Raw genomic sequence first — 1905 nt, 5'->3', positions numbered from 1 at the left:
TCAGCAAACGATTGAAAGTACTTCTGGCCACGCCCAGCTGGTCGGCAATTCTGTTTTCGGTCATTGAGGTGAATGGCTCAATGTAGGTGCGGTTGATCAATGCTCCTGGGTGAGGTGGATCAAATTGTTGTGTAGTCATCAGTGGTAATCCTCGTAGTTCACGATGTAGGTATCTCCGTTTTTAAATTCAAACACAATGCGCCAGTTACCTTACCTGATACATTAACGGTCCAAAGTCCTTCACGGTGGCATTTCAATGGCTGAAGGTGGGCCGTGTAGAATTCGGAGAATTGGCTATAAGTATGGGACTGGTGGAAGAACAAGAATATTGAAATTAAAACACTCTGCGGCTTGCTGCTGATCACGTCAGCCTTATAAATGGTGCTTATGGGAATAGATTATTTCTATCCCCAGTTTCTGCTGTGAGTGTTAGGCGATGCCTGTGAACAGTCGGTCCAGAGCCATCAATATATCACCTCGGTCTGATTCTATATTGGCTACTTTCTCAACAAGATAAGACGAAGGAATACTGGTAAGATGTGGGATAATCAACATCCATTGTTCACTTTCAAGTTCGACCAATGGACACACTTTCAGCATTTTTTCGAATTGGCTGGAATGACTCAACGGTGCCACGACTTGACTTTTTTTAGACGGAATCAAGTCTGATTGAAGAACAACGATGTATGGATAGTGTTCTGCACTGTCACCTGTATTTCTGAAAACATCAAACTGAGCCATTAAAACAACCTCATGCCGTCGCTGAATAAGCCATGTTTTTCTACAAACTGGTCCAGTTCTTCAGCGGCTTCCTTGTAAAGTTTCTTCAAACGCTCTTCCACCAAACTCCTGACTTCAGCCTTAACGCCTTGTTCGGCTGCAGAAGAAATATTAATGTTCAACTCACGAGCCTGCTCTAACAGCTCGTCATCTATGGTCACTGTGGTTTTACTTTTGCTCATATCAATACCTACTTATTGAGTATTTTGGTTAGTATAGCAGGTATATATTAGAACTATTTCCCATACTTCCCAACCGCTTCAGCTGACAGCTTGCTGATTTCCCGGTTCAGCCGGTCGATCTTCTGCCGTTTCACCTTAGCACTCATAAAGCGGTTGTCCATGATCTTGCGCATGTCTTACCTGAGTGTGCTGATTTTGTGGGCATAGCGATTCATGTCTTTGCGGACGCCAGTTTGTTGCGGTTGGTTTTCTCCAGCTTTCTGGCCTGATCTTCCTGACCACTGTCCCGGTAACGGATGATGGTAGTGGCCAGATCGTTCAGACGGATTGCATCTCGTACATTTCCGTAATGTAGCGGGTGGCATCGACGCTATCACTGACGAAGGAACCGGGCATAGGCAAATCACGAATTCGCACTGCCGTATGGGGTGCAGCACCTACGCCATATAGGGTGGCCAAGTCGACGGCGGTCAGAGCGTAATCGTTACCGGTTGACTCGTTTTGGCTTCAGCATTCCGGTCAGGGTATCGCCATAGTCATCATGGGGCCAGCTGTCCTTGTCGGCGTCATAGGTGCGCTGGCCGTCTGACCATACATTACCCTGACGTTGCAAGCTAAACCCGTCGCTGGATTCAATCAGGTAGTTGTGTTTGTCGGTGTCGTCGTTCAGTGAGTAGCGGTTTTTTTCCTGTGTCGGAGTTGTTTTCAGTGACCACCCCTTCAGTTTTACAATTGACAAGGGATTTAGCGGTGGCTATCTTACCAAAACCTTCGAGCTGATGAACCACGCTCTGGAATTGCACCGGAGACAGTAGAGTCAGACGAAGGCTTCCCTTGTTTCTGACGTATTTAAGCCTGCCTTTTTTGATCCAGTTTCTGTATTTTGGGCAGGAGTGTCCATAAAATCGGGATAGCCATGCCCTTGTAGTTGATTGCCAGAAAC

At 46.5% G+C, this 1905-nt stretch carries 3 protein-coding genes; all 3 read right to left on the bottom strand.

Translation table 11 applies throughout. The annotated features are described in order from the left end of the window. Positions 1-429: 429 nt before the first annotated feature. Positions 430-741 carry a CcdB family protein gene (locus KDK19_RS07385; RefSeq protein WP_257291654.1) on the bottom strand — a complete coding sequence of 104 codons (312 nt, stop codon included), beginning with the start codon at positions 739-741 and terminating at the stop codon, positions 430-432. Beyond that, complete coding sequence (locus KDK19_RS07380; protein ID WP_257291653.1) at positions 741-962, bottom strand: type II toxin-antitoxin system CcdA family antitoxin; 222 nt, start codon at positions 960-962, stop codon at positions 741-743. Before KDK19_RS07380 ends, KDK19_RS07385 begins: the two co-directional genes overlap by 1 nt. A 484-nt stretch (positions 963-1446) precedes the next feature. Further along, positions 1447-1701, bottom strand: coding sequence for a hypothetical protein (locus KDK19_RS07375; RefSeq protein WP_257291652.1), 255 nt, complete (start codon positions 1699-1701; stop codon positions 1447-1449). Positions 1702-1905 lie beyond the last annotated feature (204 nt).

Origin of the sequence: Endozoicomonas sp. ONNA1 (assembly GCF_024606325.1) — a bacterium.
Classification (GTDB): Bacteria; Pseudomonadota; Gammaproteobacteria; order Pseudomonadales; family Endozoicomonadaceae; genus Endozoicomonas_A.
The sequence above is the reverse complement of the archived record's forward strand: the minus strand, read 5'-3'. Positions and strand labels throughout refer to the sequence as shown.